This window comes from Pseudomonas taetrolens, assembly GCF_900475285.1.
In the GTDB taxonomy this organism is placed as follows: Bacteria; Pseudomonadota; Gammaproteobacteria; order Pseudomonadales; family Pseudomonadaceae; genus Aquipseudomonas; species Aquipseudomonas taetrolens.
The window spans coordinates 2,096,573-2,122,261 of sequence record NZ_LS483370.1; the positions used below are offsets into that span (position 1 = coordinate 2,096,573).

A 25,689-nucleotide genomic window follows, 5' to 3' on the forward strand; every position below is an offset into this window, starting at 1 on the left:
AACTCTCAAGCCGCGCTGGGGCTGGATGATAGCTTGATAGTGAATCTAATCAAGGCCTTGAGGGCAGAGGCCGTGCTCCCTATATTTTTCCCAGCGATGTGTTCCTGCATCGAAGCAAGTTCCAACAACAATCAGCTTGCGGAGAACGTTGTATGCCCCAATCAAATGCCGCTCACGACATGCCATCTTCGGCCCGGCGCCGGGACTATTCACTGACGGGGCCAGAGGCCGCCAAAGCCCTGGAAAAAGGCCTGGTTTCAGGCCAGTGGTATCAATGCCCGATTTCCCGTAAACGTCTCAAAGAACTGATGCAACGTCGCGACGGACCGGCCCTGCGGGATACGGCACTCTGGCTCGCCGCGCTGGCCGTGACCGGCTTTGGCGGTTACTGGTTCTGGGGCTCCTGGGCCTGTGTTCCCTTCTTCCTGGTGTACGGTGTGCTGTACGGCACGATGTCCAATGCCCTTTGGCATGAAATGGGTCACGGTACGGCTTTCAAGACCCGCTGGATGAACGAGGTGGTGTATCAGGTCGCCAGTTTCATGTGCCTGTTCGAGCCCCATGTCAAACGCTGGAGCCACACCCGCCACCACACAGACACCATTGTGGTGGGCAGTGACCCCGAGATCGTCGAGCCGCGTCCGCCAAGCCTGCTGCGCATGGCAATGAGCCTGGTAAAACTGCCGAACACCTGCAACACCTTGCGCGCGGTCTTTATCCATGCTGCGGGACGCATGGATGAGGAAGAGAAGACCTATATTCCCGAGTCCGAATGGCCGAAAGTGATACGCACGGCGCGCATCTGGCTGGCGATATACGCCGCTGTGATCGGGCTGTCGCTGTACCTGCAGAGCTGGCTGCCGTTGATGTTTATCGGTTTGCCGAGTCTCTATGGCGAGTGGTTGTCCTACCTGTTCGGCCTGTCACAGCATGTCGGCCTGGCCGAGGACTCACTGGACCATCGCACCAACTGCCGCACGATTTACATGAATCCATTGCTGCGTTTTGTCTACATGAACATGAACTATCACCTTGAACATCACATGTTTCCGATGGTGCCTTATCACGCGCTGGCGCAGTTGCATGAAGAAATCCGCAGCGATTGCCCACCGCCTTATCCGAGCTTGTTTGCAGCCTTCAAGGAAATCATTCCGACGATCCTGAAGCAGCAAAAAGACCCGGCCTGGTTTGTGCGTCGCCCGGTGAGACAAGCAGCCGAGTCAGTCGCTCCGGCGCAATCCCAGGCCACCGCCAGCTGATCACTGTCTGCCTCTACAACAAAAAGAGAGAACTCTCATGACCGAACTCTGGATCGATGTTTGCGCCGTGGACGATATAGATGAAGAAGATGTCATGCGCTTTGACCATGGCCAGCAGACCTATGCCGTCTACCGCTCGGCTGACAGTGAGTTTTACGCCACGGCCGGATTATGTACCCACGAATCGATCCACCTGGCCGATGGACTGGTCATGGAGCATGTCATCGAGTGTCCCAAGCATAACGGGCGTTTTGATTACCGTTCCGGCAAAGCCCTGGGGGCTCCGGTGTGTGTGAACCTCAAGACCTATCCGGTGCGGGTCGAGGCCGGGCGCTTGCAGCTTGCTGTCCCGAATTGACGATGCGGAGTCAGGTCATGAATTCACTCAATGCTCCATTGGTGATTGTCGGTGCCGGCCATGCAGGCGGCCGTGCCGCCCTGACCCTGCGCGCCGAGGGTTATAGCGGCCGTCTGATCCTGCTGGGTGATGAACCCCATGCGCCTTATGAGCGGCCACCGTTGTCCAAGGGGCTGTTGCGCGGCACGACGGATCTGGCGGGCTGCGGCCTGTGCGACAGCGTCGGGCTGGCCGGGCTACAGATCGAACACTGGGTCGATAATCCGGTGCAGCGCATCGATCCTGCGGGGCATCGCGTGCAGTTGGCAGATGGCAGCTGGTTGCCTTACGCGGGTTTATTGCTGACCACGGGCGGTCGTGCACGGCGGCTGGCCAATGTGCCTGCAGCGCTGGGCAATGTGTTGTACCTGCGCACCCATGATGAGGCCCTGGCCTTGCGCACGGTGTTACGGCCCGGTGCGCGAGTGGTGATCATCGGAGGCGGCTTTATCGGGCTTGAAGTAGCAGCGACGGCACGGGATCTCGGTTGCAGCGTGATAGTGCTTGAAGCCGGGCCGCGCCTGGCAGGTCGTGTCCTGCCGGAGCGGCTGTCCAGCGTATTGCTGGCCTTGCACCGCAGCCAGGGCGTGGATGTGCGGCTTAATGTCGAAGTCGAAGCGGTCCTGGGCCGCGATGTGGCAGACAGCGTGCAACTGGTCGACGGTGAACGGCTTGGCTGCGATCTGGTGGTGGTCGGGATTGGCATGCAACCCAACATCGAACTGGCGGCGGCAGCCGGGCTTGATGTCGGGCAGGGCATTCGCGTGGATGCTCGCCTGCGTACCAGCGCCGCCGATATTTTTGCGGCGGGTGATGTCTGTGAGTTTCAACTGCACCCGCAGGGGGCATTCCAGCGCCAGGAAACCTGGCGCAACGCTGAACAGCAAGGCCGTCATGCGGCGCTGAACCTGTTGGGGGCAGACCTGCCTTTTGAGGCTGTTCCCGGCTTTTGGTCCGATCATTATGACTGGAGCTTGCAAACGGTGGGCGTGCTCGACAACACCGAACCCGCGGCCAGTCGATCAATTCCGGGTGGCGGCTTTCTGATGTTCTGGCTAGACGCCCAGCACCGTTTGCAAGGTGCTTGCGGCTGGGGGCAGGGCAACAGCATTGCGAGAGACATCAAGCTCTGTGAACGACTGATCGTCCAGGGCAATCCGTTAGTGGCGCAGGTTCTGGCGGATGCCGATGTGTCACTCAAACAGGTACTAAGGGGATGATATGCGCGAACTTGTGGTGTTTCAGTCGCTGTGGGCGATGCAGGATCATCGGGGGCTGTGCGATCTGCCCATGCACGCACAGCTGGAGAAAATAGCCGCTGCCGGTTTTGACGGTGTTACGGACCATTTTTGGTTGCCACAGCCTGCCGAACGTCTTTACCGGGCGGCGAAAACCCATGGTTTGCAGATTGAGGGCCAGGCCTTCCCGCGTACCGTGGAGGATCTGGGCGCGGTGCTCGACGTTGCTTCGCGCTACGATTGCCACCATCTCACGCTGCAGGCCGACGTCCGTCCGCGCAGCCTGGCGCAGGCCATACAACTGGTCGAGGGCTGGCAACGACTGGCCGAGCAGGTGGATTTCCCGGTGCTGCTGGAAACCCATCGATATCGGCTTACCAACGACCTGTTGTTCACCCTTGATCTGCTGGCTGAAATGCCGGATCTGAAGCTGTTGGCCGACTTGTCCCACTACGTTGTGAGTCGTGAATTGCCAGAGCCGGCTGTGGTTGAAGACGATGAGCAGATCCAGACCATTCTGCGCCACAGCTGGGGATTTCACGGACGCGTCGCCAGCAGCGGGCAGGTTCAGGTGCCCATCAGTTTTGCCCAGAACCGGCCGTGGCTGGAGCGTTTTTCGGGGTGGTGGAAGTACGGGATTGAGGATTGGCTGAGCCGTACCGATGCCCCCGGGAGTTTGTCCTTTACCTGTGAGCTGGGACCACCCCCGTACGCCATCACCGGTGCCGACGGTCGGGACATTACCGACCGCTGGGCAGAAGCGCTGATGCTCAAGGCGCTGATACAAGAGGTCTGGAAGGATTGTCGGAATCATCCTGGCGCGCCCGCCGCCACAGCACACGGCCGAGGGTAATCAGCCAGTTGCACAGGGCGATGACCAGGATGACTGAAAGCAGGGCAGGGATGCCATAGTTGACGATAATTTGCCCGGCGAACCACGGAAACCCGAACACGCCGATAAAGTACGCCAGGCTGAATAACACCAAGGCCTGCGCCGTGTACCCGGCCGGGGCCTCGTTGGCCGCCAGCCCGTTGATCACCGAGTAGGTGAGGCCATAGCCGACACCTAAGGTCACCGCGGCCATCAAATAGGTCGCGCTGGAACTGACCAAGAACATCAGCATCAGCACCGAGGCCACGATCAGTGCGGTCAGGGTACAGGCGGTCACATAGGGGTCGCGCTTGACGATAAATCCGGCAACCAACAGTCGGCATGTGATCACGGCGCACATGAAACCTAGAAAGAACAACGAGTAATCCAAGTGCTTGAGGGCGGCGTAAGTTGTCTGGAAGCTCGACAGCCCGCCGAAAATCGCCCCGCCCAGGCCGACCATCATAATGGCGAACACCGCTTTGGAGCGCAGCACCAAACGGGTGGCCCGAAGGGTGATTCTGCACACACTGACGGAGCCTTGCATGGCCTGCTGGTGCTGAACCCGGGGGCCGATCAGAGCAAACAGCACACCGCCCACCAGGCTGGCGATCGCCGCCAGCACAAATGCCGATTCCAGCGGATACCCCAGGGCTTCGGCGGCACGCCCGAGCAAGGGGCCGGTCCCGATCCCGCTCATCATGCTGCCCGAGAGCAGGGCGAAGTATTTCACTCGCCTGGCGGGCTCGATGAGCATCGACACAACAATCGGGCCGAGGGTGTAGAACAGCCCCCAGCCAAAGCCCAGCAGCAGGCCGAAACCCAGCATCGCAGCCCCGAACGCCGGAACTGCTGCAAAACCTGCGCTCGCAGCGGCCAATAGCAGTGCTGCCGCCGCAATGGTTTTGGTGGCACCGAACTTATCGGTCAGATGCCCGGAAAAAATCACTGCCATAAAGGTGCTGAACATGGCGGCAGAAATCACAGTACCGGCGTCGGACTCGCTGCCGCCGTGGGTCCTGAGCATCACGGCCAGCAAAAATGTACAGCCATAAGAGACAGACAGCAGGTAACTGCTCAGGCAGAAAAGTCCGAACAGGCCTTTTGTAGAAGAGGAGGAAGACGCGGCAGGCGGCATGTAACGGTTCCTTGGATCGCTTTTTTGTTGTGAGTAGTGCACTTCTTGATAGCAGGTAAAAACAGTGGGCGGGTTCAAACCTTTGAATCCTGACATCGCGGGTGTCTAAACAAACGCAGTACCTGCCCCCTTGCAGCCTCTGCGACAAACCGAACAGACGCAGAAAAATCACAGGTCTGTTTTTTTTGCGCGCACGGACCCACCATGGCCATTGCTGAGCGGTGCGCATGGGTGTTCAAGGATTTCCCCCTCTATTCATGAGCGGTCACGTTGAGTAGATTGCCCGGTCGCCCTCGGATTAAACCTGTTTCCCATGCAATAAACGCAGGGGAATGAACCTTGAAGCTTTGGCAGGGGAATACATGTTCCATATCATCACCGCACTCATCGCTGTGTATGTGAGCTGGCGTTTTGTCTGGCCGCTGTCATTGAGCAAAACAAGTAAAGGGTTGCTGGGTGCGCTTCTGCTGTTAGCTGCCGAACATCATCTGCTTACCCGAACCTTTTTTGGCAGTATGGCTTCGCCCGAGATTCCGGGGCCGGTGTTGATGGTGCTGGGCTGGGCATTCGGTACGCTGGTACTGCTGGCATTGTTGTTGCTGATTCGGGACGTACTCGGGATTCTGCTCTTTGGGGTATCCCGTCAGGCAGGGCGCGCTTTACTGGTTCAGGCGCGCCTGGGGATTACCTTGGGTGTCTTGAGTGCGGGGCTGTCCGCGCTGGGTGTCTGGCAAGCGGTCCGTGTGCCGCAGGTCAAAACCGTGGAAATCGTATTGCCGCGTTTGCCGGCTGCATTTGACGGCTTTCGCCTTGTACAGCTGACGGACCTGCATGCCAGCCGACTGCTGCAGGCGCCGTGGATGCAAGCGGTGGTCACCCGGGCCAACGCACTACGCCCCGATCTGGTCGTGATCACCGGCGATTTGACTGATGGTTCGCCGCAGGCCCGGGCGGATGATATCCGCCCCTTGCAGGCGCTCAAGGCGCGTTATGGCGTATTCGCGATACCGGGCAATCACGAGTATTACATTGACTACCTCAATTGGTTACCCGCGTTTGATCGTCTGGGGCTGCACATGTTGCTTAATCAGCATGCGCTGATTACTCACCAGGGACGCGAACTGGTGCTGGCCGGGATCACAGACAAAGCCGCATTGCCCTTTGAACTGCCCTTGCCGGATGTCGCCGCGGCCCTGGAAGGGGCACCTGAGGGGGCTCCGGTCATTTTGCTCAGCCATCGCCCGGTCGGCGCTGTCGCCAATGCAAGTCTGGGGGTTGATCTACAATTGTCCGGGCACACCCATGGCGGGCAGATTCTCGGTCCGCACCTGCTTGCACAATGGGCCAATGAAGGCTTTGTCTCGGGCCTGTATGAGGTGGCGGGCATGCGCTTGTATGTCAGCAATGGTTCCGGTCTGTGGAACGGATTCCCGATCAGGCTCGGCCGCCCTTCGGAAATCACCGAGATTGTGTTGCGGGCACCCGCCAGCTAGTCCGGGCGTATGGCGGGGGGCATGCGGCGAAATGTCTCGGGGGCCTCTATCGATGTTCATCAACAGCCGTTTGAGAAGCCTATAGAATGCCGCCCAATGGGGTTCGGGTTCGAAAGGTTTCCAAGTGGCACGTGTTGTGTATGCAACACATGGCGACAAGGGCGGTCGAGTCAAGGACCTGTTTGATCATCGATAGCGAGTAGTCCGACTTTTAAATGAACACCCCCACTGCGACACCTAACGCAAATTGGCAACCGGTCATCGCCCTGGCGTTGGCCGCTTTTGTGTTCAATACCACTGAATTCGTCCCTGTCGGCCTGTTGACAGCCATTGGCGCCAGCTTTGATCTGCCGACATCGCGTGTCGGGCTGATGCTCACGCTTTATGCGTGGATCGTCTCGCTGGCCTCGCTGCCAATCATGCTGCTGACCCGTAACGTTGAGCGGCGCAAGCTGCTGCTGGTGCTGTTCGGCCTGTTTATCGTGAGCCACGCGCTGTCGAGCCTGGCAACCAACTTCGGCCTGTTGCTGCTGAGCAGGGTCGGGGTAGCGTTGTCCCATGCACTGTTCTGGTCCATTACGGCCTCGCTGGCGGTGCGTCTTGCACCACCGGGCAAACAGGTGCAAGCGCTTGGCCTGCTGGCAACCGGCACCTCGCTGGCGATGGTGCTGGGTGTGCCGCTTGGGCGCTTGCTGGGTGAGGCCATGGGCTGGCGTACCACCTTTCTGGTGATTGGCGGCCTGGCCGCGTTACTGGTGTTATGGCTGACCAAGACCTTGCCATTGCTGCCAAGCCAGAACTCAGGCTCCCTCAGAAGCCTGCCCATCTTGTTCAAGCGCCCGGCGCTGGTGCTGATTTATGTGCTGACGGCTGCGGTAGTGACCGCGCAATTTACCGCCTACAGCTACATTGAGCCGTTTGTGCAAGGTGTCGCCGGCATGAGTGGCGGCGCTGTAACGCTGGTGCTGCTGTTGTTTGGCGGTGCGGGGATCATCGGTTCGCTGTGCTTCAGCTGGTTTCACAAATACAGCCCTCAGCGGTTTTTGCTGACCGCCGTGAGTCTGCTCACGCTGTGCCTGTTGCTGTTGTTGCCGGCGAGTGGTGCGATTGAATCCCTGGGTGTCCTGAGTGTGATCTGGGGCATGGCGATCATGGGCTTCGGGCTGGCCTTGCAGTCCCGGGTGCTGTCACTGGCACCGGATGCGACCGATGTGGCCATGGCGATGTTTTCGGGTATCTACAATATTGGCATCGGCGGCGGTGCACTGCTCGGGAGTTGGGTCGGTGGCCATTTCGGGTTTGCCTGGATTGGTCTGGCGGGGGGGCTGCTGGCAGGCCTGGCGCTGGCGTTCTACGGTTGGTCGGTGTACCTGCTTCGCCATTCCGGGCAGAACGCCTGATGCGCTGAAGCCGTGCGCCTGTTCGCAGGCGCTCAGTCGCGAAGAGTCTTGAAGCGCGGATCCTTGAGCCATTCCTGCAATTCGATTTCGGCCTGTTCCAGCGCGGTCCGGTTCAGCAGTTTGCGCAATAGCGCGACATTCACCGCTCTGGCGCGCAAGTTAAAGGCCGGGACGCTGTCGCCATCATCGCTGGGTTGGCGCACGCCGAGCTTCTCGTACAGCTGCTGCAGACGGTTTTGTACACTGCGCAACGACAGGTTGCGTCGTCGGGCAATAACCCGATCCGTCAGGCCCAGGGCGATATCTTGCAGCACTTCGTACTCGGTATCGGTCAGGCCCAGCAACTGGTTCTGGCTTTTTTGCTGTACGCCGCGAACCTCGCGATCAATCACGCATTGCTGCTCGATGAACAGGCTGCGCAATGCAAGGCGTAGCCGGTCTTCGGAGGCGGTCTTGAGGATATAGCCGTAGGCCGCGCCCTCGGGAACAATGCGCGAAATCCCTCGAACATAGGCTTCGTCGGCGTAGTTGGACCAGAACATGATCGAGGTGTGCGGGCGTTCGCGCCAGATCGACCGCGCGGCTTCGACCCCGGTGCGCCGGGGCATCTGCAGGTCCATGACCACCGAGGTGATGGCAAATTCCTGTGCCAGGCGTTCGCCCGCCAGCCCGTCCTCGGCTTCATACAGGCGCTCGCATTCGGGCAGCGCACCGTCGATAACCTCCTTGAAAAAAGCCCTGTGCACCGGGTCGTCTTCGATTAACAGGATTTCCATAGTGTTCTCCCTGAGAGTTTCAGGCCTGTGCCGGCAGCGGCAGGCTGACCTGCACGCAGGTACCTTTGCCGTGCGGCCCCTTGTCGATATTGACGTGTGCGCTGAGTAGCTGCGCACGGACTTGCATGTTCTTGAGCCCGCCGGTTTCAAGGCGACTGGCGCTGTCCAGACCCACACCGTCGTCAATGATGGTCAGTTGCAAATGGCTGTCCGAGGCGGTGATCTCGACCGTGATGGCGAGCGGTGCGGCATGTTTGATGGCGTTGTTGACGGCCTCCTGAATGATTCGGAACAGGGCGATTTTTTGCGGTTCGGCCAGGGCGTTGGCCAGCCCGCCGGTGTTATCACGCAACTGGGTGCTGATTGCCAGCCCGCTGTTGCGAACGCTGCGCAGCAACAGGTCTTCCAGGCCTTCGACAAAACCGAACAACTGCAAGATCGTCGGTTTCACCGCATCGATGATCAGCCGCAATTCCTGCATGCTTTCATGCAGGGCCTGGCCGATGGGCGCCAGCTCGGTGGCCGGCACCGCGTCGAGCGACTGCAGGCGGCCGATGCGTCGGTGCAGGCGGGTCATATCTGCCAGGGTCTGGTCGTGCAGGTCCATGCCGATCCTCTGACGTTCATTCTCCAGCTCTTCGGTGAGGCGCAGCACCCCCAGGCGCAGGCCTTCTTCGCGGGCCCGGATCTGTGCCTCGGCGATCGCCAGTTGCTTGGCCTGCTCGGTCTGGCGCAGGGCATACAGGTAGGAAGCCAGCAGGTCAGCCACATGTTGGGTGTGGCGCACGTCGTCCAGGGTGTAGTAATTGGCAGCGTGGCTGGAGCAACTGAGCGCGCCGATCACTTCCCCCCGTGCCCGCAGCGGCACATGCAGGCGACTGCGCAAGCGGGCGTCGAAGATCGGATGGTTGAGCGCGCCAGGGAACTGAAAGCGCTCATCGTTCATGGCGTCATCGCTGAGCAGGTACGGCGCTTCGCCCAGCAGCACCGTGCGGATCGGGCTGCGTGCGATGGCCAGCGGGTGGAACGCAAAATCGCTCCAGGACGTGTGCAGGCCTGTCTCGTAAGCGGACAGGTGACTGTCGTCATCCAGCAGCAGGCTGACGTCGAGGTGATCATGGGGCAGGATAAAGCGGATCTCCTCGGACACCGCCTCGATCATCGACTGGAAGTCCAGGCGTCCGGCGAGCGCACGGGAAATCCCGAGAAAATGGTGCAGCACGTGTTCAGCGGCGATGGGGACTCTTTGCACCATGACTGGAGATCCGTAGTGAGGCACGAGGCCGGAGTATGCCCCGGCCGGCTGCACAGCAGTCGTTGAACGTCGCGACGGGGGATCCTGCAGCCGCTGCCGAAGGCTGCGACAAGGGCTGCAGGCCCTTCAACCAGACAACCCACCGCAGCCTGCAGCAATGCCTGCAAAAATGCACGAACCGTCATCGTCGCCACCGAATGTCTGCAGATGTGCGCGTTTCTTTTGCGGGATCCCGCAGTTTATTTGCGCGTAAAGAGTATCAAGTGTGCAGTAACGCTCCAGACATGGGCCGGGTGCTCAGATCAGACTGGAGGCGTTCAGTTTCAGGTACGACCGAATCAATCGGCGACCGAATGCCCACAATAATAAAAAGGGTCTTGTCATGGAACGTTTCACGCTTCGTCGCGCCTTGTTGTCTACTGCATTACTGCTGACGCCCTTCATGTCTGTTCAGGCCGATACGGCCGACAAAACCATCGCGCTGTCAAACAATTACGCCGGTAACTCGTGGCGTCAGAGCATGCTCACCAGTTGGCAGCAAACCACCGATCAGGCGGTCAAGGACGGGGTGATTGCCTCGGCGGATTCCTTTACCACCGGGGAAAACCAGGCCACCGAGCAAGCGGCCCAGATCCAGAACCTGATCCTTCAGGGTTACAACGCTATCGTGATTGACGCGGCCTCGCCGACGGCCTTGAACGGTGCGGTGAAGCAGGCCTGTGATGCCGGGATTATCGTGGTGTCCTTTGACGGGGTGGTGACGGAGCCCTGTGCCTACCGGATTTCCATGGACTTCAAGCAAAGCGGCCTGGACGGCATGGCGTATCTGGCCAAGCGCTTCCCGGAAGGGGCCAATGTATTGCAGGTCCGGGGCCTGGCCGGAGTCTCGGTGGACGAGATGATCCATGCCGGGGTGATGGCCGGCGCCAGTCAGTACCCGCAGCTGAAAATCGTCGGCTCGGTCAATGGCAACTGGTCCCAGACCGCTGCGCAGAAAGCCGTGGCCGGGATCCTGCCGAGCCTGCCGAAAATCGATGCAGTGGTGACCCAGGGCGATGACGGGTATGGCGTGGCCCAGGCGTTCACGGCCGCTGGGCGACCTCTGCCGGTGATCATCTTCGGTAACCGGGAGGAAGAGTTGTCTTGGTGGAAAAAACAGAAAGACAGCAACGGTTATGAGTCGTTCTCGATCTCCAGTGCGCCGAGTATCTCCAGCCTGGCCTTCTGGGTCGCCCAGCAGTTGCTGGACGGCAAGCAGTTGCCCCATGACCTGTTGTCGCCCGCCATCAGCGTGACTCAGGACACCCTCGAAGCTTCGCTCGCCGGGGTGGAGAAGGGCGGCATTGTCAGCCATGTCTACAGCGTCAACGACGTGGCCGAGCTTAAAAGCCCTTCACCTCAATAAGCCCGGTCGTTCGAGGAACGCGTAATGACAGAGACTCACGTACCGCTGGTGGACCTCAAGGGGGTCGGCAAGCGTTTTGGCGCCGTGCGCGCATTGAATGATGTAAACCTGGGATTCAGGGCGGGTGAGTGCCTGGGCCTGATTGGCCATAACGGTGCGGGCAAGTCGACCCTGATGCATATTCTGGCGGGCACTTTGCGTGCCGATGAGGGCGCCTTGATGATGGCCGGCGTGGATGTACGCAGTGGCTATTCGGTGCAAGTGGCGCGCCAGCACGGGATCCGTTGCGTGTTCCAGGAGCTGTCGCTGTGCCCTAACCTGAGCGTGGCGGAGAATACCCGCCTGATGTGCCCCAGGCTGCGTGGCTTTGGCTGGAGACGCAAAGCCGGAGCGCTGATTGGGGCGAGCCTGGAGACTATCTTTCCAGGGCACGGTATCAGCCCTGGTGACGTGATTGCCGACCTGCCGATTGGTCAGCGGCAGATGGTGGAAATCGCCCGGGCCTTTACCTGTGTCGACGAACACCTGGCGTTGGTGATTCTCGACGAACCGACTTCGTCCCTGGATGCGCGGGTCGCCGAGCAACTGTTGCGCCACGTGCGGCGTTACGTCGAGAGTGGCGGCTGCGTGGTGCTGATCAGTCACATCCTTGGCGAAATGCTCGCAACCTGCGACCGGATCGCGGTGATGAGTGACGGCTGTGTGGTCGACGTGCGTGCCGCGAGTGCGTTTACCCATGCTTCTCTGGTCGAATCGATGGGCACCGTGGCGAAGCCCCACGACAATGCTCATGTCTTCACCTCAAAACGCAGCGCACAGACGCCAGTGGTGGATCAACGACCTGCCCGACAACAAAACAGCGCTACTGTCGCGGCGTATCCGGGGGAGATTGTCGGGCTGGCCGGGCTGGCCGGGCAGGGGCAAAGCCAGTTGTTGGTGCAACTTTTGCGCGAGCGCATCGCCCGGGGCAAGCGTGTGGCCCTGGTGGCCGGAGACCGGCAGACCGACGGGGTTTTCAACCTGTGGTCCATCGCCGAGAACATCACCATCAGCTCATTGGCGGCGCTAAGGCGCGGTGCCCTGATCGATCCGCAGGCGGAGCAGGCAATGGCCGCTGAATGGCAACAGCGCATGGGGATACGCACGCCGGACATGAACAACCCGATTCTGTCGCTTTCCGGTGGCAATCAGCAAAAAGCCCTGTTTGCCCGCGCGCTGGCCTGTGACAGTGACCTGATTCTGATGGACGATCCGATGCGCGGGGTGGATGTAGGGACCAAGCGCGAGGTCTACGCGATCATCAAGGAAGAGGCCGCTCGCGGGCGGACGTTCATCTGGTACACCACTGAACTTGAAGAACTGGATCACTGTGATCACATTTACGTGTTCCGCAACGGGCAGGCTGTGGCCGACATGCCGCGGGACGAACTGAGCGAAGCGCAAGTGCTGCGCAGCTCCTTTCAGGAGGAGGTGGCATGAACGCGCCTCAACCCATGACCTTGAAAAAAATACCCGCCACAGGTTTTACGCCTGCAGGTACAGGCACGTTCAATCGTGCACGTTTGCTGCGCAGCGCTTTACCGGCCCTGTCGCTGATCGTGCTGTTGGCCACGATCTTTATCATGCAGCCACGGGCCATGAGCTACATGGGCATGAACCTGATGCTCAATCTGGCGGTACCGATCGCGCTGGCCACCATTGCGCAGATGCTGATCATTACCGTGAATGATCTGGACCTGTCCCTGGGCAGCTTTATCAGTTTTGTCGCCTGCGTGGCCGCCACGTTGCTCAACGAGCATCCGCTGTTGGGGTGTCTGGCCCTGATCGGGTGCATTGCTGTCTACGCGTTGCTGGGGGCACTGATCCATATCCGCCAGTTGCCGGCGATCGTGGTGACGCTGGGCATGTCGTTTATCTGGATCGGTGGCGCAGTGTTGTTGCTGCCAGCTCCCGGTGGCAGTGCGCCGCAATGGTTGCAGGCGCTGGTCAAGATCAAGACGCCGCTGCTGCCGTTTGCCATTGTGGTCTGTGTGGGACTGGCAGTGGCGGTGCATCTGTTTTTGATGCGTTCGCGGCTGGGTGTGGTGTTGCGCGGTGCCGGGGGCAATCCGCTGGCGATCGCCAAGGCCGGTTGGTCGTTGCTGAAAATAAAGGTCACGCTGTATGCGCTGGCCGGCAGTTTCGGGGTGCTTTCGGGCCTGTTCCTGGTGGGCCTGACGACCTCGGCGGATGCCAACATGGCTTTGCGCTACACCTTGCTGTCGATTGCCGGCGTGATCTTGGGTGGCGGTGAATTCACCAGCGGGCGGGTATCGCCTATCGGTGCGGTGCTGGGGGCGTTGACCCTGGTGCTGGCGGGCTCACTGCTGTCGTTTATCCGTATTTCCCCCGACTGGCAGATCGGCGCCCAGGGCGCGATTCTGATCCTGGTGCTGGCCCTGCGCACTGCCGTCAACCGTCTTGAGGTCCGCCCGGCATGAACCTTTCCACGTATGTATCGACTCTGCGCAGCAAACCCTGGTTGTGGTCATTTTTGGCCGCGTTGCTGGTGTGGCTCGCCACCCTGACGTTCACTCGAGGCGAGGGCGCTGGCGCCCTGACCTCAGGCGCGCTGTCGTTCTCGGCTTTTTTCGTGATCGTCGGCGTGGGGCAGATGTTCGTCATCACCACCGGGCCCGGCAACATCGATCTGTCGATTCCGGCCAATATCGCCTTGAGCGGCGCGGTGGGGATGAAGCTGATGGACGGGCAGGACGGCCTGATCGCTCTGGGTGTCGCCGGGGTACTGGGCCTGGGAGTTCTGATCGGTTGCGCCAACTACGCGCTGATCCGGGTGCTGCGGATCCCGCCGATTATCGCCACGTTGTCGGCCAGCTTTCTGCTGCAATCGATGGCGATTGCCTATGGCCGCAGCGTGCGCATTGCCCCGCCGGAGTGGTTCTACCAGTTCTCTACCGGACATATCGCAGGCATTCCTTATCTGGCTCTGGCCGTTGGCTTGCTCACGGTGGTGGCCGGCTATGTGTTGAGCCGCACGCTTTATGGGCGCTGGACCCTGGCGCTGGGGCAGAACATGCGTGCTGCCGAGCTGGCCGGGGTGCGGGTGGAGCGGGTGCGCTGTGCCACCTACGTCTTGAGTGCCGTATTCGCCAGCGTCTGCGGCGTGTTGCTCGCCGGTTTTTCCGGTGGCGCGTCCCTCAGCATGGGTGATGAGTACTTGCTGGCTTCCATCGCTGTGGTGGTGATTGGCGGCACGTCGGTGGCCGGCGGGTTTTCCAATGTCCCCGGTCTGTGGGGGGCGGCACTGTTTCTGTATTTGCTGGTGAGCATGCTCAACACCTTTGGCGCGAGCGCCGGTGTGCGGCTGATTCTGACCGGTGTGATTATTATCGCGGTGATTGCCGCCGTTAGCGGGCGCAAGACATTGCGCAGTCTTTAAGCAAGGACCCTTCCATGAATGACGATATTTACCAGTTCATCGACAAGCGCTTTCGCAGCCTGACCCTGCCGAACACCCAGCTGGAGCGGCTTTACGATCAATGCCGGTGGGCTGAGGGCCCGGTCTGGTTCAACGACGGCGGCTACCTGCTGTGGAGCGATATCCCCAACCAGCGCATTCTGCGCTGGACTCCGGAGCAGGGCGTGTCGGTGTTTCGCCCGGCGTCGAATTTTGCCAATGGCAACACCCGGGACCTGCAAGGACGGCTGGTGACCTGTGAGCACGGCACGCGCAGCGTCACCCGTACCGAACCGGACGGCAGCATCACCGTGCTGGCCGACCGGTTCGAAGGCAAACGGCTCAATTCGCCCAACGATGTGGTCGTTCACCGGGATGGCGGCATCTGGTTCACCGACCCGACCTACGGCATTCTCAGTGATTACGAAGGCTACCAGGCCGAGCCGGAGCAGAGCGGGCGCAATGTGTTTCGCATCGACCCTTACACCGGTGAACTCGCCTGTGTGGCCGACGACTTTGAACAGCCCAATGGCCTGGCCTTCTCCCCGGATGGCCAAACCCTCTACGTGGCTGACTCCGCGCGCTCCCATGACCCGGAGGCCGCCCACCACATTCGCGCCCTTCAGGTGATCGACAACTGCCGATTGGGTGCGTCGACGATCCTGGCCCAGATAGAGCCCGGCATCCCCGATGGCTTGCGAGTCGATGTTCAGGGCAATATCTGGACCAGCGCCGGAGACGGTATTCAGTGCTTCGATTCCAGCGGTGTGCTGTTGGGTAAAATCCGCCTCCCTGAAAAGGTGGCCAATCTTACGTTTGGCGGGCCACGGCGCAACCGGCTGTTCATCACGGCCAATACGTCGCTGTACATGATTCATGTGGCTGTTGCGGGTGCGCAGTTGCCTTGAGCACATTGAACAGGGAGGTCAACCCACGAGTATTTCCGGCGGTTCAACCGGGAGAACCGGTTGAGCCGGCAGGATTTCCAGCTTGCGATTGAGAATGGCGACAACCAGGGTCATTGAGTCGGCATTGTTCAAAATGACCTTTAGTCGAATGCTGTCGTTATGGATAAAGAGATCCCTGGCAGTTTCAAGGTTGTGGGTTGCCGTCAAGCGGATAATACCTGCCGCCGCTGAAGGTTCAGGGTCCACCCACAGGGAACTCTCTGAGTCCCATACCTTGAACAGCTGCTGCACCGGGGTCAGTGTGGTCAAGCCCTTGGTCTGGCCGTCATAGAGGTTGCTGTAAATCCTGCGTCCATTTTCGGTATGGGTTTCGATCAGGTCGTACAGCGGCAGAATGGCATCTACATAGGCAATGTCGATCGTATTGAGACTGATGTGTGTCTGCTCGTGAATCAGGGTAAGGGCTTGTGCATTCGCCAGAACCTCAAAGGGTTCCCGGGTAACCCGTATGAGTCTTCCAAGGGGCGGATTAAAATATAAATCGGTCAGGTAAATTTTCATCGGCTGTTCTTTTGGGTAGACAAAACCATACGAGTTTGTTCTCCCTTCCCTTAGCGTACCCACCACATAACGTTCGGAGTCGATTGGCGACATGGCTTCGCTCAGCAGGTCTGAGCGCAAGATAGACATTGAAGTTAACAGCCTGTGTCTGAGCGCCGAAGTAATGTTGTTATCGCCGAAGATCTTCTTGAAGAACTCACTGTTTCTGGGATGGGTGAATACATTAGGCTCTGACCGCCACAAGCTGATCTGGCTGTTGGCCAAATAGTCCAGCGCCCGCTCGTGGGCGTTTTGGATAATGGCCGCTTTGGCAGGGTAAAGCTGTTGGATTTTTTTCATCCCTGTCGCTTCGATTTTATAAGCGGTGCGGATCAGGAGACTGGCTTGCGGGTTCTCCCCTGATTTGCCGAGGATTGCACCGCCGCCCCGCAAATAGCCTTTTAGGTCCAGTTGCCACTGTTGTTGAGCATCTTTAACCAGAAAGGGCCCTTTTTCGTGTGCACCCACGATGCGCCAACGTTGACCCTGTTGTTCGACCTGGAAAATCTTGCCGGTGACCGGAGCGTATTGTTTTTGTGTCAGGGGATCGGCATACAACCCGGTTGCGGCATTGTGGTTCAGGCTGCTCAATTCCAGGTGTTTGACTTCGTAGCTGCGCAACCGGTGCTCCTGGGCGGGCGTCAGTTGCAAGCGGTTGTGCCACAAGCCAAGGGTCTCGGGCGACGTTCCGTCGTGCAGGGTAGCCCCGGAGCTGGCGAGGGTGAGCGCGGCGGGAACCGGTGCTGTCTGTGTCGCTGGAACAACGGGGGATATTTTGGCCAGAGCCAGTTGCAGAAGGATTTGGGCGCACTCGCTCATTGAGCTTTTCCATTCGCCTTGCCAGGCCAGTTTGGCGGCCTTGAGCAGTTGCGGCAGGAGTTGCCAGGCGATCAGCGGCAGGCGTTGCTTGCCGAGCAACAAGACCGAGCCCAACCGTTCTGCGGCGCTAAACATGGATTTGGCAATGTGCCAGGCGGTTTGTCCAAAGGAGCTGTGCTGATGGCCAAGCAGGTTCAGCACCACATGGCAGGTGTCGCGATAGAGTTTTTTCAGCACATTGCCCGTGTATAACGCCCCGCCCATCGCGGAGCCAAGCTGCGCCGTCAAGAAGTGCCCAACCGAGTACAGGGCCCGGGCAGGCTCTGGCAAGCGCTCAAGTACCAGTGATTGCAGGCTGTTTGAGTGACGCAGCGCCGTGAGAAAAGCTTCACCGTGGGCGTATTCATTGAGGTGGAACACGTCATTGATCAGTGTCAGCAGCACCCAGGGACCCTGGTGCGCGTGCTCGCGCTGTATCCAGTGCAGGCCTTCCAGCCTGGTCGGTGTTGCGTTTGGCATGTGCCGCAGGTGAACTTCACGCAGCACCGCCTTGTGCCCGTTGACCGGCGTGCGCGCCAGGTGATCGGGCATTTCCATCAGTTGCTCGACCAGGTTCAACGCGGTCGAGGACAGTTGGCCTTGCAAGTGAAGGGACATGGCCTGGCCGAGAAGTTGCCATGGCGCGTGCTGGCTGAACAATCGGCAGCGTTCCTCGTCGCCGGCCCGATGAGGCTCAAAACGGGGGCGCATGATGGTCTGGAAATTACGGCCGATGTCGAGCCGCCTGTGGAGCTGTTTCAGGTAGTCGACGGTCAGCCACTCAGGCACTGGACCTGTGTGGGTCGACGTCAGGGTGAGGTTATGGTTTTCCAGGTAGCTGCCATGGCTCAGCATCAAATCGGTCAGTGAGTACTTGCTTGCAGGGGGTAGGGTGGTCGGTTCCTCGGAGTGAGGCTGCACGTCAACACTGTAATGCTCAAGGTCGAGGCCGTGCCCGGGGTGGTCCGCTTCTATCTGGGCCACCAGTCGGACGTGGGCGAAAGCCGCCAGGTCGGGCAGGTTGCCATTGAGAAAGTCGTGACTCTCCGGAGTTTGCTGGTGATGTTGCTCAACCCACCCGGCATACGTCAGCAGGTGCTGCTCGGGTGCAGTCGCCAGCCAATGGGGTGCAGACAGCAGAAGCTGTGCGTTGCGTGCGAGGTTCAGCGTGTGCTCCAGATACAGGTTGAAGCGCTGATGGGTCTGGCTGTACTTGACCCAGTCCTGGGTCTGGTGAGCGGGTAAGGGTTGGGCGACAGCATGCTGTATTTCCCGGGTCAACGAGGCGATTTGGGCGTGGTTGAAGGCCTCGATGAAATTTGCCTCGATCAGCCGTAGTTGTATGCGGGGCGGGATGTCCGAACTGCCTGAGTCGTGTTGCCACGGCGTCAGACGATCAGGGTAGCTTTGCAGGCCCTGGAACATTTCATGCAAATGGGGGATTGCCAGCCGGTCGTTCAGGCAGTTGAGCGCCAGGCTCAGGCTAGTGGCGAGCTCCAGGCCAGCCACCGGGGTCCAGAATAGGGCACAACCTGAGTGCTCAGGGTCCAGACCGCCATGCTCAGTGATCAGGAACGCATGCTGCAGTTCGAGCGGTGCGGGGTTTCCGGGCAGCACCACGGACATGCCGAAGACTTGCGGAATAAATCCGTTCAAGCCTTTGCGCAGTGCTTGTACAGGGTTATCGAGGGCCCGCAGCAAGACGTCTTGCTTGCGCTGTATCTGAGGGTAGTTACGTGCCTTGATGATCAGTTCATTGCGCAAGGCTGCTTGCTGCGTGTTGCTGAGGAAGGGCATCAGGCGGGTATAGAAATCCCGGTGCTGATGAAAGAAAAACGTCGAGAATCCGGTAAGTGCGGTGTCGATCAATGCATTGAGGGCACGCCAGCCGAGTTCGGGAATCATCTGGCTGATGCCTTCGACGCGACGGCTGTAAGCGCCCCAGTGTTCCGGCGCTGACAGGGGCGCGGCAAAGCCGTTGAAACGTTCGATAAAGTGATCGACCAGGTCTTGTGACAACAATGGCGGGCGCGATTCGTTGCTCGAGGGCGGTGAGCTGTACTGGTTCAGGACAATTTCGCCAGCGTTCAATGAAGTTAGCCGGGCATCGCGCAAGGCATCGTTCAAGGCCGATTGAGCCACGGCGTACAGCGCGGGGCAGATGTGCATTTCGTGCTGGCAGGAATGGCGCAGCCCTTCGAGCAACGGTATTTGCTGCTCCAGTGCTTCTTCGGGCGAAAGCGGCGTCGGCATGTCAGGCCGGGGAGGGTGCGCTTCCAGGGACTGCAGGTTCAGATGAGTGCTCCAGCGCCCTTGAGTATCGAAAGTTAACAGCGCCGGGTCGATCAGATGGCGCACATCCAGCACCGAGTCGATTACGGCCGCCAGGTCGAAGACCTGCGGGAGAGTGCGGTACAGATTCATCACGTGGTTCAGGTTATGCGCCTGCTTGTCGGCGATGGTCTGCATGACGCTGAGCATCATCGGCCCCGGAACGGGAATGCTGAGGATGTCTGGGGAATGGTAAGCAACCATGACCTGGCGTTCCTTTAAGGCCAAAGCGTTGATCAGCGGTTCCGGAACAGACGCCGTGTTCAGCGGGCTCAGCAAGTGACTGTGCAAACCGGCAGCGGAGCCGAACGCCCTGATGCTGGCGCAGGGCTGATACAGAAAGAGGGGGCTGCCGGGACGCCGGGGGTTGTTGAGCATCAAATACCCGGCCAGTTCCATGAACGGCTTTTGCTCGCTGCTTAACCGGAGTTTCTCCACTTGCAGGGACAGGCCTTCGTTGAGGGGTTTAAGCCACTGATAGTCCTCCGGGGATATCTCTGCAGACTCCAGCCCTTTGAATAACCCAGCCTGGTAGCCGTCCTTGAGTATCCGGGCAAAGACGTCCATTCGGGTCAGGCCCGGCTCCGACACCGTGTTCCAGTAACGCTCCAGCTGTGCCTGCAAGCGGTTGGGCAGGTTTCTCCCCAGCGCCGAGATCACATCCAGCCATTGCTGATTTTCCAGGGCGCTGGCGTGATAAGGCGCTTCGCCATGGCCGGGATCGATCACCTGATAGGTATGTTCCGCTGGCCAGTGCTGACGCCGAAAGTACATCAATACGGCCTGCGCCAGCGTTTGCGAAGCGATCTGCCGGTTCAGGCTCGTGGGCTGGCCCATCCCGTCAAGGGTATTCTCGGCGCGATAAGTAATGAGCCGGGTCGTGGACCTGTCCCAGCCCAGAGCCAGGGACTCCAGCTCGACCTGGAGCACCTGATCCAGCAAGAGGGGCAACGTGGGCAGCTGGAGCAGTTCGGCATGGAGGGTCTGCAGGTTGCGGTGCTGGTTGGCCTCAACCGTGGCCGCAACCTCCATGAACACATCGCCATTAATGAGCGCATATGAAAACTGCGGGTCGGCCCACGTCGTGACAGCCTTGCGCTGTGCGCAATCCACAAGTGCCATCAGTTCGTCGCGGAGCACCGGTGCGCCAAGGCGTGCAGTCAGTCGCTGTTCAACTTCGCCCCGGCTTGAAAAATATTCAAGCCCGAAAGCAGGGGTGTACAGCACGGAGCAAGGCGGGAGCGGGGCGGTCATGAGAAACGCGCTCGCCAGTTCAATCGCGGGTTGATCGGTGAATGTCAGTACAACCTTTTCAACCTGCATCGGCCGCTGGTGATTCAAGCGCGCCTGGGCTGTGGTGGAGCGCACCGTGTGGAGCCATGCTCTCACGGGTTCATCGAACCCTCGCGCCATTTCGCGGGCGCTGGGATGGGGCCGGGGTTCAAATGCCTCAGCAAAATAATAGGGTAAGTCGTGATCGTTCATGGAGTGTTCCCTGGCTGCCGTTGCCTGGCTGAACCAGCCAGGACGTCGTTGATAAAGCGCACAGGCTAGGTGGCTTATCGGCAGGCAAGGTGGTGCATATAGTCATACCGGGTGCAGGTGCAATCTTGTAGGGCGCTGGGCTATGTCCAGCCCAGTGTGACCGTGGCCAGCAGCAGATAGCGCATACCCTTGGCCAGCGTCACGATCAGCAAAAAACGCCACAGCGGTTCACGCATGACACCGGCGATGACGGTCAGCGGGTCACCAATGATGGGTACCCAGCTCAACAGCAGTGACCAGCGCCCGTAGCGCAGATAGAAACGCTGGGCTTTTTCGAGTTTGTCTGTACTGACCGGAAACCAGCGTTTGTGCCGGAATCGTTCAAGCGAACGCCCCAGCAGCCAGTTGAGGGCCGAGCCCAGCACATTGCCCAGGGTCGCCACCGTCAGCAGGGTGGCCGCGACGTAACGATCCGACAGCAGCATTGCCACCAGCACCGCTTCAGACTGCATCGGCAGTATTGAGGCGGCGCCGAAGGCCGCGAGAAACAGCCCTAAGTAACTGGAGAGTTCAAACACTCAAAGGATGCCTTGCAGACGGTTGGAAGGGGCGGCGGGGTACGCGGTAAAAATGGCCGGTCCAGTGTACAGACAATTCATAACGGCCCATCACCACCTGAGGCGTCTGAGCGATGTGCCCGTACAGCGGATCTGATCAACTACAGGTCGGATTCGCGCAAAAAAGTCAGCCTTGTATCTGTTCGAATGATCCTCAACGACCCGCCCGCTGGCGGCCTCTCAAGCGCGATCACAGACAAGGGTAAATGACATGCAAATGCCGAAAACCATCCAGATCAAGAACGGTGAAAAGGTCACTCCAACGTTCTCGGCCCAGGAGTACGCCAATCGCCAGGCCAGGCTGCGAGCTTATATGGCGCAGAACAATATCGACGCGGCGGTGTTTACCTCGTACCACAACATCAACTACTACAGCGATTTCCTGTATTGCTCCTTTGGCCGCAATTACGCGCTGGTCGTGACCCAGGACAAGGCCGTGACCATCAGCGCCAACATTGACGGTGGCCAACCTTGGCGCCGGACGGTGGGCACCGAAAACATTGTGTACACCGACTGGCAGCGCGATAACTTTTTTGTAGCGATTCAACAGGCGCTGCCTGCTGCCGGACGTGTCGGTATCGAGTATGACCACCTCAACCTGCTCAATCGCGACAAGCTGGCCAGCCGCTATCCGCAGGCCGAACTGGTGGACATAGCCGCCCCGTGCATGCGCATGCGCATGATCAAGTCGGCTGAAGAACACGCCATCATCCGTCACGGCGCACGCATTGCCGACATTGGCGGTGCAGCGATCATCGAAGCCCTGCGCGACCAGGTGCCCGAGTATGAAGTTGCGCTGCATGCGACCCAGGCGATGGTGCGTGAAATTGCCCGCACTTTCCCGGACGCCGAGCTGATGGATACCTGGACCTGGTTTCAATCGGGGCTCAATACCGACGGCGCACACAACCCGGTGACCAGCCGCAAGGTGAACAAGGGCGATATTCTGAGCCTCAACTGCTTCCCGATGATTGCCGGTTATTACACCGCGCTGGAACGTACGCTGTTTCTGGACCATTGCTCCGACGAGCATCTGCGGCTCTGGGAAGTCAACGTCAAGGTGCATGAAGCCGGACTCAAACTGATCAAGCCAGGCATGCGCTGCTCGGATATTGCACTGCAACTCAACGAGATCTTCCTGGAGCACGACCTGCTGCAATACCGCACGTTTGGCTATGGTCACTCGTTCGGTACCCTGAGCCATTACTATGGCCGCGAAGCCGGGCTCGAATTGCGCGAAGACATCGACACCGTGCTGGAGCCCGGCATGGTGGTTTCCATCGAGCCAATGATCATGATTCCCGAAGGGCGGCCGGGAGCGGGCGGTTACCGTGAACACGATATTCTGATCGTCAACGAACACGGCGGCGAGAACATCACTAAATTCCCGTATGGCCCGCAGCACAACATTATCAAGCAGTAATATCAGCGCCGCACAGTCTCCCTGTGCGGCGTTTTCAGTTGAGCTGGTCGCTCCAGACACCCACACATGCGTGCGCAGATACGCGGTGTGTTCTGACCCATTACCCCTGCCAAAAAGAACAGAATGAGGGTATTAGTCATGCCTAACGTCTCAACGTCGGTCCCTGTCGTTCAACCCCGCACCTCACACACTGGAGGTGCTCGATGAGCGTCCCAAGCGCAAATCTCGCCATGCCCCTGAGTACAGAACAGCTCCACGAGCGTATCAGTGAACGCAAGGCGTTACGCCGTGCGGCCACCGCCAGTTTCATGGGCAACTTTGTCGAGTGGTTCGACTACGCTGCCTATGGGTATCTGGCTACGGTCATCGCCCTCACGTTCTTCCCGCAGACCGATGCCGCCAGTGGGTTGCTGGCGACGTTCGCGGTGTTTGCCCTGTCGTTTATCGTGCGCCCGATCGGTGGGTTGGTCTGGGGCCATTTTGGTGACAAGTACGGACGTCGCAGCGCTTTGTCGTGGTCGATCCTGATCATGACGGTTTCAACGTTTTGCATCGGTATTCTGCCCGGCTACAACCACATCGGCCTGTGGGCGCCGGCGTTGCTGCTGTTGATCCGGCTGGTGCAGGGCTTTTCCGCTTCGGGCGAATACGCCGGGGCTTCGGCGTTTCTCGCCGAATACGCTCCCGAAGGCAAGCGGGGCTTCTACACCAGCATCGTGCCGGCCAGTACCGCTGCAGGCCTGTTGTTTGGCGCGTTGTTTGTGGCGGCCATGCATGCCTTCATGACGATAGAAGACCTGCATGACTGGGGCTGGCGCTTGCCGTTCCTGTTGGCGGCACCTTTTGGCCTGGTGGGACGTTATATCCGCGTCAGCCTGCAGGACTCGCCCAAGTTCCTGGAGATGGAGCAGCGCCTGGAAGCCAAGGAATGTGCGACCCATGCACCTGTTCGTGAACTGCTTACCGTGCACCGACGTGCGGTAATGATCGGGATCGGCGTCACTTGCCTGAATGCCGTAGCGTTTTACCTGCTGCTCAGCTACATGCCGACCTACCTGTCCACTGAAATGGGCCTGAGTGAGCGTGATTCATTCATTGCGTCAACAGTGTCACTGGCGACCTACATCGGCCTGATATTCCTGATGGGCAAGCTGTCGGACCGTTTCGGGCGCAAGACCATGCTGGTCACAGCCTCCATACTCTTTCTGGCGCTGACCTTCCCGTTGTTCGGCATGCTTGGCAATACTTCACTGGCCGTTATCCTCATGATCCAGATTGCTTTTGGCGCGATCCTGGCGATGAACGACGGCACCTTGCCGTGCTTTCTCGCGGAGATTTTCCCGACCCGGGTACGTTTCAGCGGCTTTGCCTTTAGCTTCAATATTGCCAATGCGCTGTTCGGCGGCACAGCACCGTTTATTGCGACGTGGCTGATTCAGCTGACCGGCAACAAAATGGCCCCGGCCTGGTATTTGCTCGCGGCCGCCGCCGTCGCGCTGGTTGCCATGCTGGCCAGCCGCGAGACCGCGCATAAGGCATTGCAGGACTGACCCAGTGCAGGTCTGAAAGGAAACGGCGAAGGCGCAGTGATGCGCCTTCGCCGTTTTTGCTGTATGGGATGGGATCCCGTTGCTACTTAGTGCAAGGCCACCTGTTTACGCTGACCGATGGGCGACACGCCGAACAGGCGGCTGTAGCACTTGGAGAAGTGCGCCGCTGAGACAAAGCCGCAGGCGAGGGCGATATCGCGCACCTGCGATTCGCTGCGCAGCAACAGATTGCGTGCCCTGGCCAGGCGCAACTCGAGGTAATACTGGCTGGGGGTTCGTTGCAGATGCTTGTGGAACAGACGTTCAAGTTGACGCACGGACACTTCGTTCAAGCGTGCCAGCTCTTCAAGGCTCACCGGCTCCTCGAGATTGGCTTCCATGATGGCCACCACCTGGCTGAGCTTGGGCTGCGAAGTTCCCAGTTTTTGTCGCAGGGGGACCCGCTGTTGTTCTTGCGCGCCGCGTGCGCGGTCGCACAGCAGCAGTTCGGCGGCATGGGCGGCAATTTCACGACCACCGGGCTCGCGTGCAATCAGCTGCAGGGTCATGTCCATGGATGCCACGCCGCCGGAGCAGGTGTAGCGATCCCGGTCCAGTTCGAAGAGCTGGTTGGAAATGATGATCCCCGGAAAGTGATCCTTCAGGCTTTCGATATCTTCCCAGTGAATGGTGCAGCGATAGCCTTTGAGCAACCCCGCGCGCGCCAGCCAGTAACTGCCGGTGCAGATCCCGCCCAGCGCGACCTGTTCGTGTGCCAGCTTGCGCAGCCAGTTGAGAACCGGGCGACTGCTGAGGTGAGAGACGATCGGGTTTGAACCGACCACCAGCAAGATGTCCAGTTTTGGTGCATTGCCCACCACATAGTCGGGCAGTATGCGCATGCCATTGCTGGCGGTTACCGGGTCCAGGCTGGGGGCGATGATCACCGGGCGAAACATCTCGCGGCGTGCCGCCATGTTGGCCATGCGCAGGGTTTCAATAGCCGAGGCAAAACCGATGGTCGTGAAGTTTGGTATCACCAGAAAGCCCACGGTCTTTACCGAGTGCTGGGTGTGCGGTGACCCTGTAACAGGCGTTGCCATCCTTACGCTCCTTTTTTTGATCCGGGACGCGTCTAGCGTCGGGGTTCACACAGGGCACGGGATCCATTGCGCCGTGAATGAGCGTTCAAGGAATGTCGTGCCCTGTATTTTTGAGTGTAAAGAAGCATTTGTTATGCCAGTGAACG

General features: G+C 59.6%; 19 protein-coding genes. 13 read left to right on the plus strand and 6 right to left on the minus strand.

All coding sequences use genetic code 11. The annotated features are described in order from the left end of the window. Positions 1 to 152: 152 nt before the first annotated feature. The 4 genes from DQN55_RS09745 to DQN55_RS09760 are packed head-to-tail and all read left to right on the plus strand — an operon-like array spanning position 153 to position 3,747. On the plus strand, positions 153 to 1,259 hold the full coding sequence (locus tag DQN55_RS09745; protein ID WP_048380415.1) for a fatty acid desaturase family protein: 1,107 nt from the start codon (positions 153 to 155) through the stop codon (positions 1,257 to 1,259). A 37-nt stretch (positions 1,260 to 1,296) separates the two neighbouring features. Further along, positions 1,297 to 1,617 carry a MocE family 2Fe-2S type ferredoxin gene (locus DQN55_RS09750; RefSeq protein ID WP_048380413.1) on the plus strand — a complete coding sequence of 107 codons (321 nt, stop codon included), beginning with the start codon at positions 1,297 to 1,299 and terminating at the stop codon, positions 1,615 to 1,617. Positions 1,618 to 1,634: 17 nt separating this feature from the next. Further along, on the plus strand, positions 1,635 to 2,876 hold the full coding sequence (locus tag DQN55_RS09755; protein ID WP_048380411.1) for an NAD(P)/FAD-dependent oxidoreductase: 1,242 nt from the start codon (positions 1,635 to 1,637) through the stop codon (positions 2,874 to 2,876). A 1-nt stretch (position 2,877) separates the two neighbouring features. Next, entirely contained in the window at positions 2,878 to 3,747 is an 870-nt protein-coding gene (locus DQN55_RS09760) for a sugar phosphate isomerase/epimerase family protein (protein ID WP_074702913.1), read from the plus strand. Here DQN55_RS09760 and DQN55_RS09765 read toward each other — a convergent pair. After that, positions 3,665 to 4,903: an MFS transporter gene (locus DQN55_RS09765; protein ID WP_048380407.1), complete on the minus strand. Its 1,239-nt coding sequence runs from the start codon at positions 4,901 to 4,903 to the stop codon at positions 3,665 to 3,667. The two genes, DQN55_RS09760 and DQN55_RS09765, sit on opposite strands and share 83 nt — an antisense overlap. A gap of 362 nt (positions 4,904 to 5,265) precedes the next feature. Here DQN55_RS09765 and DQN55_RS09770 point away from each other — a divergent pair, with 362 nt between their 5' ends. After that, positions 5,266 to 6,396 (plus strand): metallophosphoesterase, encoded by a 1,131-nt coding sequence (locus DQN55_RS09770; RefSeq protein ID WP_048380683.1) that lies wholly within the window; start codon positions 5,266 to 5,268, stop codon positions 6,394 to 6,396. A 215-nt stretch (positions 6,397 to 6,611) separates the two neighbouring features. Beyond that, the gene (locus DQN55_RS09775; protein WP_048380405.1) at positions 6,612 to 7,796 is read left to right on the plus strand and encodes a sugar transporter; all 1,185 of its coding nucleotides are present in this window, start codon (positions 6,612 to 6,614) and stop codon (positions 7,794 to 7,796) included. 32 nt (positions 7,797 to 7,828) lie between these two features. Here the strand turns inward: DQN55_RS09775 and DQN55_RS09780 are convergent, their stop codons facing one another. After that, positions 7,829 to 8,572 (minus strand): response regulator transcription factor, encoded by a 744-nt coding sequence (locus DQN55_RS09780; protein WP_048380403.1) that lies wholly within the window; start codon positions 8,570 to 8,572, stop codon positions 7,829 to 7,831. A 19-nt stretch (positions 8,573 to 8,591) separates the two neighbouring features. Then, positions 8,592 to 9,827, minus strand: coding sequence for a GAF domain-containing sensor histidine kinase (locus tag DQN55_RS09785; protein WP_048380401.1), 1,236 nt, complete (start codon positions 9,825 to 9,827; stop codon positions 8,592 to 8,594). A 382-nt stretch (positions 9,828 to 10,209) separates the two neighbouring features. On the opposite strand from DQN55_RS09785, the gene DQN55_RS09790 reads away from it, so the two are divergent. Genes DQN55_RS09790 through DQN55_RS09810 form a run of 5 tightly spaced genes read left to right on the plus strand, consistent with a single transcriptional unit; the run spans position 10,210 to position 15,597 of the window. Beyond that, positions 10,210 to 11,232, plus strand: a complete 1,023-nt coding sequence (locus DQN55_RS09790; RefSeq protein ID WP_048380399.1) for an ABC transporter substrate-binding protein — start codon at positions 10,210 to 10,212, stop codon at positions 11,230 to 11,232. A 24-nt stretch (positions 11,233 to 11,256) separates the two neighbouring features. Next, entirely contained in the window at positions 11,257 to 12,711 is a 1,455-nt protein-coding gene (locus DQN55_RS09795) for a sugar ABC transporter ATP-binding protein (protein WP_048380397.1), read from the plus strand. Beyond that, positions 12,708 to 13,712 carry an ABC transporter permease gene (locus tag DQN55_RS09800; protein WP_048380395.1) on the plus strand — a complete coding sequence of 335 codons (1,005 nt, stop codon included), beginning with the start codon at positions 12,708 to 12,710 and terminating at the stop codon, positions 13,710 to 13,712. Before DQN55_RS09795 ends, DQN55_RS09800 begins: the two co-directional genes overlap by 4 nt. Further along, positions 13,709 to 14,671 carry an ABC transporter permease gene (locus DQN55_RS09805; protein ID WP_048380393.1) on the plus strand — a complete coding sequence of 321 codons (963 nt, stop codon included), beginning with the start codon at positions 13,709 to 13,711 and terminating at the stop codon, positions 14,669 to 14,671. Before DQN55_RS09800 ends, DQN55_RS09805 begins: the two co-directional genes overlap by 4 nt. Positions 14,672 to 14,685: 14 nt before the next feature. After that, positions 14,686 to 15,597: an SMP-30/gluconolactonase/LRE family protein gene (locus DQN55_RS09810; RefSeq protein WP_048380392.1), complete on the plus strand. Its 912-nt coding sequence runs from the start codon at positions 14,686 to 14,688 to the stop codon at positions 15,595 to 15,597. Between the two features lie 18 nt (positions 15,598 to 15,615). Here DQN55_RS09810 and DQN55_RS09815 read toward each other — a convergent pair whose 3' ends face one another. Continuing rightward, the gene (locus DQN55_RS09815) at positions 15,616 to 20,871 is read right to left on the minus strand and encodes a dermonecrotic toxin domain-containing protein (protein WP_048380390.1); all 5,256 of its coding nucleotides are present in this window, start codon (positions 20,869 to 20,871) and stop codon (positions 15,616 to 15,618) included. 140 nt (positions 20,872 to 21,011) lie between these two features. Further along, positions 21,012 to 21,449 (minus strand): YqaA family protein, encoded by a 438-nt coding sequence (locus DQN55_RS09820; protein WP_048380389.1) that lies wholly within the window; start codon positions 21,447 to 21,449, stop codon positions 21,012 to 21,014. Positions 21,450 to 21,699: 250 nt separating this feature from the next. Between DQN55_RS09820 and DQN55_RS09825 the strand changes: the two genes are divergently transcribed. Then, complete coding sequence (locus tag DQN55_RS09825) at positions 21,700 to 22,911, plus strand: M24 family metallopeptidase (protein WP_048380387.1); 1,212 nt, start codon at positions 21,700 to 21,702, stop codon at positions 22,909 to 22,911. A 230-nt stretch (positions 22,912 to 23,141) separates the two neighbouring features. Next, complete coding sequence (locus DQN55_RS09830; protein WP_172601054.1) at positions 23,142 to 24,461, plus strand: MFS transporter; 1,320 nt, start codon at positions 23,142 to 23,144, stop codon at positions 24,459 to 24,461. 86 nt (positions 24,462 to 24,547) lie between these two features. Here DQN55_RS09830 and DQN55_RS09835 read toward each other — a convergent pair whose 3' ends face one another. After that, a complete protein-coding gene (locus DQN55_RS09835) occupies positions 24,548 to 25,543 on the minus strand; it encodes a GlxA family transcriptional regulator (protein ID WP_048380382.1) in 996 nt (331 codons plus the stop codon). Positions 25,544 to 25,689 lie beyond the last annotated feature (146 nt).

Excerpts from the sequence above, each read along its gene's own strand:
- DQN55_RS09830 (WP_172601054.1), top strand. The coding sequence starts at position 23,142 with ATGCCCCTGAGTACAGAACAGCTCCACGAGCGTATCAGTGAACGCAAG.
- DQN55_RS09775 (WP_048380405.1), top strand. The coding sequence starts at position 6,612 with ATGAACACCCCCACTGCGACACCTAACGCAAATTGGCAACCGGTCATC.
- DQN55_RS09785 (WP_048380401.1), bottom strand. The coding sequence starts at position 9,827 with ATGGTGCAAAGAGTCCCCATCGCCGCTGAACACGTGCTGCACCATTTT.
- DQN55_RS09835 (WP_048380382.1), bottom strand. The coding sequence starts at position 25,543 with ATGGCAACGCCTGTTACAGGGTCACCGCACACCCAGCACTCGGTAAAG.
- DQN55_RS09750 (WP_048380413.1), top strand. The coding sequence starts at position 1,297 with ATGACCGAACTCTGGATCGATGTTTGCGCCGTGGACGATATAGATGAA.
- DQN55_RS09790 (WP_048380399.1), top strand. The coding sequence starts at position 10,210 with ATGGAACGTTTCACGCTTCGTCGCGCCTTGTTGTCTACTGCATTACTG.
- DQN55_RS09825 (WP_048380387.1), top strand. The coding sequence starts at position 21,700 with ATGCAAATGCCGAAAACCATCCAGATCAAGAACGGTGAAAAGGTCACT.
- DQN55_RS09810 (WP_048380392.1), top strand. The coding sequence starts at position 14,686 with ATGAATGACGATATTTACCAGTTCATCGACAAGCGCTTTCGCAGCCTG.
- DQN55_RS09760 (WP_074702913.1), top strand. The coding sequence starts at position 2,878 with ATGCGCGAACTTGTGGTGTTTCAGTCGCTGTGGGCGATGCAGGATCAT.
- DQN55_RS09780 (WP_048380403.1), bottom strand. The coding sequence starts at position 8,572 with ATGGAAATCCTGTTAATCGAAGACGACCCGGTGCACAGGGCTTTTTTC.
- DQN55_RS09795 (WP_048380397.1), top strand. The coding sequence starts at position 11,257 with ATGACAGAGACTCACGTACCGCTGGTGGACCTCAAGGGGGTCGGCAAG.
- DQN55_RS09805 (WP_048380393.1), top strand. The coding sequence starts at position 13,709 with ATGAACCTTTCCACGTATGTATCGACTCTGCGCAGCAAACCCTGGTTG.
- DQN55_RS09815 (WP_048380390.1), bottom strand. The coding sequence starts at position 20,871 with ATGAACGATCACGACTTACCCTATTATTTTGCTGAGGCATTTGAACCC.
- DQN55_RS09755 (WP_048380411.1), top strand. The coding sequence starts at position 1,635 with ATGAATTCACTCAATGCTCCATTGGTGATTGTCGGTGCCGGCCATGCA.
- DQN55_RS09800 (WP_048380395.1), top strand. The coding sequence starts at position 12,708 with ATGAACGCGCCTCAACCCATGACCTTGAAAAAAATACCCGCCACAGGT.
- DQN55_RS09765 (WP_048380407.1), bottom strand. The coding sequence starts at position 4,903 with ATGCCGCCTGCCGCGTCTTCCTCCTCTTCTACAAAAGGCCTGTTCGGA.
- DQN55_RS09770 (WP_048380683.1), top strand. The coding sequence starts at position 5,266 with ATGTTCCATATCATCACCGCACTCATCGCTGTGTATGTGAGCTGGCGT.
- DQN55_RS09745 (WP_048380415.1), top strand. The coding sequence starts at position 153 with ATGCCCCAATCAAATGCCGCTCACGACATGCCATCTTCGGCCCGGCGC.